This is a genomic window from Moorena sp. SIO2C4 (assembly GCF_010672485.1).
Lineage (GTDB): Bacteria > Cyanobacteriota > Cyanobacteriia > Cyanobacteriales > Coleofasciculaceae > Moorena > Moorena producens.
Genome location: NZ_JAAHGN010000570.1, coordinates 1 through 4,789 on the forward strand (window position 1 = coordinate 1; position 4,789 = coordinate 4,789).

A 4,789-nucleotide genomic window follows, 5' to 3' on the forward strand; every position below is an offset into this window, starting at 1 on the left:
AATATTTTAGCTTGAAAACTAGACGACGACAATTAGGTTGTCATAATCCCAATCTTTACTATTGTTGTTAGCGTGGACTAACCCCCACCTGGACGAGGTGGGGGAATGCGTCTCACGACTTGTTCAATTTTTTGGGAACTTTTTGCCCACAACTAAAACAATCTTGACTGGTGTTCCGGGGATTTACTGCTTTTACTATTAACCCAGCATTCTCGGCTTTGGTTGATAGGATAGACAAAAACTGCCCCCATCCAGCGTCTAATACAGGCTTAGCCAGTCTAGTTCTAGCCAATCCTTTAATGTTTAACTTTTCATGGGCAACTAGGTCGTGGCTAGCTAACAACACTTTTGCTGTTTTAAAGTGAAAATCTTTCCTAGTCTCAGCTACTTGTTTGTGAGCCTTCCCTAATCGGGCGACTGCTTTCTTCCTGTTATTACTACCTTTCTTTGCACGACTAACTTCTTTTTGAATTTTTCTTAGTCGTTTTTGAGCTTTTCGGTAGTACTGAGGTATTGGCACCTCTGAACCGTCAGACTTTACCAAGAAAGACTTCAATCCCATGTCTATCCCAATAGGATTGGTGACAGCTTCCACCGGCAAAACGTCTGGCACAGTATCATCTTGGATCGAGAGCGTGACGTAATAACCATCAGCTTTTCGGGTTATTGTCGCTGTTTTTATCTTGAAGCCTTCAGGGATAGGACGATGATACACCATCTTGACTTTTCCGAATTTAGGAAGAGTCAATATATTCCCCTTTATAGGATTCTTTGACAAAGATGGAAAAGTTAAGGATTTATATCTCCCCTGACTCTTGAATCTAGGTCTTCCGCTTTTTCTGCCATTACTGTCCCCCTTCAAGAATCGCTTAAAAGCAAGGTCTACTCTTTTCACGCAATCTTGTAGAACTTGAGACTGAATGACTTTATACCAAGGTCTCTCTTTTTTGAGTTGAGGTAAAGTTCTTTTCTGCGAAAAATAATCAGGATTGTCTCTTAGATCTGGTAAATGACAGACAAGAGGGCAGGAGTTAATAGAGCAGCGGTTTTGTTCATACCAGTTGAACCTGTCAGCAAGTAAATAGTTATATTGATGACGAAGCATATCTAACCATCTTTCTATCTCAGCTTCTTGTGATTTAGTTAATCTTATTCGGTATTGGTACGCTGCTCTCATTGTTGCCATCCTCTTGTTTTCGACCTATTATCATAGTAACAGTCGTATTTACAAATGTCAATGCATAATGAAAGATAAAAATTTGATGATTAGGTTGACTAGCTTTGAGAAGAAGCAACTTAAGCAGGAAGCTGAACGGAGGGGGATGACCTGTTCCGAGCTATTGAGAAGCCTTATAGCTCGTTTTCCTGAACCAAAATAGTCTTAATTGGCAATTACGTTTCACTCCATTGCCCCGCTGTCATCCCGACACTGACCTTTCAGGTACAGTGCGGGGCTTCTCGCGAATTAGCTAATGACTATCGACTAAGGATTTCAGCCTCCTGTATCCTTGACACTCCCCGTCCTAGAAGGACGCGGATTCTTTCTTCACAGGGATTCCTACGAACTTGCCCTCAGAAAGCATACACCGTCTGCCCAGCGGCGTTTGAGGAGAGATTTTTAAATTCTCTAATCATAGCTTCCACATTTGTACAAGATTTAGGATTTTTGCTACCAGGGTTCCGGATCAGAAGCTGTCCGCTAGACCTACTACGCTTTTTCTATATGCGCTTTACCCCTACCATCAATTATAGCTTAAAGCAGTCCTAAAAGGACGGGGCGCGATTACCCAAATTTTTTTGGTAAGTTGTCAGATACCTTTAAATCGACAAAAATTCCACATCCTTAGTCATATTCAACGTATCCACAATCTTTTCCCCAGTATGATAAGCCGCTAGCAGAACTTCGCTAGTTTTGCCCCATGCGATCGCACCATTAGCATCTAGAGCGATAGCGGCAAAATCTCGCTGATTCTTCCGAGCTTCCTTAAATGAACGCTCCATTGCATTCACCAGGGATGAACCATCAGTGACTCGCACCACAATCCGTGCTGCTAGACACTCTTCCATAATGTCTTCCCCGATACCGGTGCAGCTCACTGCTGCATCAGCAGTAGCGTAATTTCCTGCTGGCATCGCCGAGTCGCTGACGCGACCAATCCGTTCAAAACCCTTACCACCAGTAGAGGTCCCTGCTGCCAGATGACCCCGGCCATCTAGTACAACCACACCAATGGTTCCCCGTCGAGCTTCAGAGCTCGTCACCAATTCGTCCTCAGCAATAACTCCCGCCATCTTATGGCTAAAATTGGCCTGCCTTTCTTGGAGCCACTCTTGTAAGCGCAGCTTCGTCATAGGATTGTAAACCGGGAGTTGAAGGTCTCGTAACAATTCTGCAGCTCCATAGTCCGACAGCACGCGGTCATCGGAGCCTTGCAACGCTTCTGCCAGCTCAATCGGATGCTGCACTCGCGACACATTAATCACACCGCTGAAGCGTTGAGATTGACCTTCCATCAGGGACGCACTCATCCGGATTTGCCCATCTGATTGCAACACTGAACCGGTTCCAGCATTAAAGCGGGGGTCATCTTCTAACAGTTGGCAACCTCGGACAACAGCATCAGTCGCACTAGTACCGTTCACTAACAAGGCATAAATCTCCTCAATAATTGAGTGGAGGGACTTGCGAATCGCATCAGCCCCTCCTTTGCCTTTTATAGAACTACCAGCACCACCGTGGATAATGACTTTGGGACACACCGTCTTCACAAACATACACAATACTGAAGAAAATATTAAGGATTAAAACATTTAGTGTGAATTATGAGACTCTGATGTGTCAAGTGTGAAAATATACAAAACCCGAAAAACTGACTAAGAAAATTTCTCGATCCAGCCCTGGTTATCCTTGATACCTCATCTCTGCTTCACGCCAGATTTCCGTCTGCGACAGCGCTCTGAGCAATATTTGACTTCCTCCCAACAATCTTGCCATTTTTTGCGCCATGTAAACGAACGTTGACAAACAGGGCAAATTTTTGTTGGCAGGTTCGATTTCAATTGCTGGCGTGTCATATTAGTTTTATTATAGATTATAAATACCTATAATTGTAACAATTTATTAACTTATATCAAGTTTAATTAAAACAATTTACAAAAGTTAATTGTTAATTGTTAGTTAATTGTTAATTGTTAATCGTTAATTGGTAAGCATTCAGCTATCAGCTAATGCGCTACTTGAGGTGCTACTTGAGGTGCTATCAGCTTAAGTATTCAGCTATCAGCTATCAGCTATCAGTTATCAGCTATCAGTTATCAGCTATAGCGGTTTTTAAGCTAGTAAGGTACAAGTTTTTGGCTTTTAGGGAGCAGGGACTGAGGCCGTAGGCCACGCTTCGCGAACGGAGCAGGGAGCAGTAAAGTCGGAAGAGGAAAGAGGTAAAAAGTTTTGTGTACCTCATTAGGCTAAAAACCGCTATATAAGTTATCAGTTATCAGCTATCAGTTATTAGCTTTCAGTAGACTTCGCGGCAGTTGTCGGGAACAGCGGATCACCGGAACAGGGAACAGTGGACAAGAATTGACGCAAAGCGATGCAGAGGTGCGACCCGTGGCGAATTTAATTACGGGTCAAACGCACCATTACGGTCTTGGGGAGGCAGTGCGGTCTTGGGGGTTCCCCCCATGAGCAACTGCCGTGGTTTCCCCCACTCGCGCTTTGCATCAAGAACACTATTAGAAAAATACTTTTGCAAGAGGTCTAGTCAACAGCTGACGGCTGAAGGCTAATAACTGATAGCTGACCCCTGACCGCTGACCGCTGAAGGCTGACCGCTGACCGCTGACCGCTGACCGCTGACCGCTGACCGCTGACCGCTGACCGCTGACGGCACCTCAAGTAGCGTGAGCCTTAGGCTCACGGCTGAATGCTTACCTATCAGCTAAAGGCTTGTGGCCACGCTACGGGAAAAGTTTATGCCCATAGCGTGGCCAACGGCCAACGGCTGACCGCTGACCGCTGACCGCTGAATGCTTACGTTAATTGTTAATTGTTAATTGACCACTTTTGAGTTTTGATTGTCTATAGCAATTCTAAATAGGTTGTGAAATTTCACGGGGGCAGGATACCCGTACTCACAAGGATTTTGGGTTTCTGAATGTTCACAACTCGTTTATAAAACCTATTTTTCATACTTATCAAGTACTTTGTCCTAGGTTTTAGGCAATAGGTAGTAGGCAATAGGGAGTAGGCATAAGCCAATTGACTGTACATCATTACTAGGAGAAATGCTATAGTAAGGGGAAAAAGAACCCCTATTATCAAGTCAGGTTGAATACCCATAATTAGAGGGAGGGTGGGGAGGGTGGGAAGTCTGGTGAGATAGGGAGATGGGGAGATGGGGAGATGGGGAGATGGGGAGATGGGGGAGATTTTTATTAAGGGTAACTATCCCGACATGATCTATGACCTTTCCCAACTAAATCGATAACTAGATAACAATTAATCAAACTAACAATTAATCACGCTAACAACTAATCAAATAAGCTATGCAACCTATTCGACAAGGGGACGTTATTTTACTTCCTGTAGAGCAAATCAATGGACAACAGTTACCTCACCTAACCCTAGCAGAAGGGGAGGTAACTGGACATTCTCATCGCATCAGTGATGGTGTTGCTCAGTTATACGAAAAAAATGGCATCCTTTATCTACAAGTTGTTTCAGAAACAGCAACCTTAACTCACGAAGAGCATAAGGCCATAGAGCTTCCCTATGGTAGCTGGATGA

At 44.1% G+C, this 4,789-nt stretch carries 5 protein-coding genes and 1 pseudogene; 2 read left to right on the forward strand and 4 right to left on the reverse strand.

What is annotated here, in order from left to right:
• Positions 1 to 124 precede the first annotated feature (124 nt).
• From F6K20_RS24645 to F6K20_RS24655, 3 genes and pseudogenes are all read right to left on the reverse strand, one after another.
• Positions 125 to 1,177 (reverse strand): annotated as a pseudogene (locus tag F6K20_RS24645) (RNA-guided endonuclease InsQ/TnpB family protein); the annotation flags it as partial.
• Positions 1,178 to 1,818: 641 nt separating this feature from the next.
• On the reverse strand, positions 1,819 to 2,775 hold the full coding sequence (locus tag F6K20_RS24650) for an isoaspartyl peptidase/L-asparaginase (RefSeq protein WP_071106740.1): 957 nt from the start codon (positions 2,773 to 2,775) through the stop codon (positions 1,819 to 1,821).
• A 141-nt stretch (positions 2,776 to 2,916) separates the two neighbouring features.
• Positions 2,917 to 3,075, reverse strand: a complete 159-nt coding sequence (locus F6K20_RS24655; RefSeq protein WP_075904077.1) for a DUF2256 domain-containing protein — start codon at positions 3,073 to 3,075, stop codon at positions 2,917 to 2,919.
• Positions 3,076 to 3,228: 153 nt separating this feature from the next.
• Between F6K20_RS24655 and F6K20_RS24660 the strand changes: the two genes are divergently transcribed.
• On the forward strand, positions 3,229 to 3,387 hold the full coding sequence (locus F6K20_RS24660) for a hypothetical protein (protein ID WP_287296382.1): 159 nt from the start codon (positions 3,229 to 3,231) through the stop codon (positions 3,385 to 3,387).
• A gap of 398 nt (positions 3,388 to 3,785) precedes the next feature.
• On the opposite strand, the gene F6K20_RS24665 is transcribed toward F6K20_RS24660, so the two are convergent.
• The gene (locus tag F6K20_RS24665; protein WP_271968796.1) at positions 3,786 to 3,920 is read right to left on the reverse strand and encodes a hypothetical protein; all 135 of its coding nucleotides are present in this window, start codon (positions 3,918 to 3,920) and stop codon (positions 3,786 to 3,788) included.
• Between the two features lie 628 nt (positions 3,921 to 4,548).
• On the opposite strand from F6K20_RS24665, the gene F6K20_RS24670 reads away from it, so the two are divergent.
• The coding region (locus F6K20_RS24670; RefSeq protein WP_287296384.1) for a DUF8820 family protein at positions 4,549 to 4,789 on the forward strand (241 nt) is incomplete at its 3' end.

Excerpts from the sequence above, each read along its gene's own strand:
- F6K20_RS24650 (WP_071106740.1), bottom strand. The coding sequence starts at position 2,775 with ATGTTTGTGAAGACGGTGTGTCCCAAAGTCATTATCCACGGTGGTGCT.
- F6K20_RS24655 (WP_075904077.1), bottom strand. The coding sequence starts at position 3,075 with ATGACACGCCAGCAATTGAAATCGAACCTGCCAACAAAAATTTGCCCT.
- F6K20_RS24660 (WP_287296382.1), top strand. The coding sequence starts at position 3,229 with ATGCGCTACTTGAGGTGCTACTTGAGGTGCTATCAGCTTAAGTATTCA.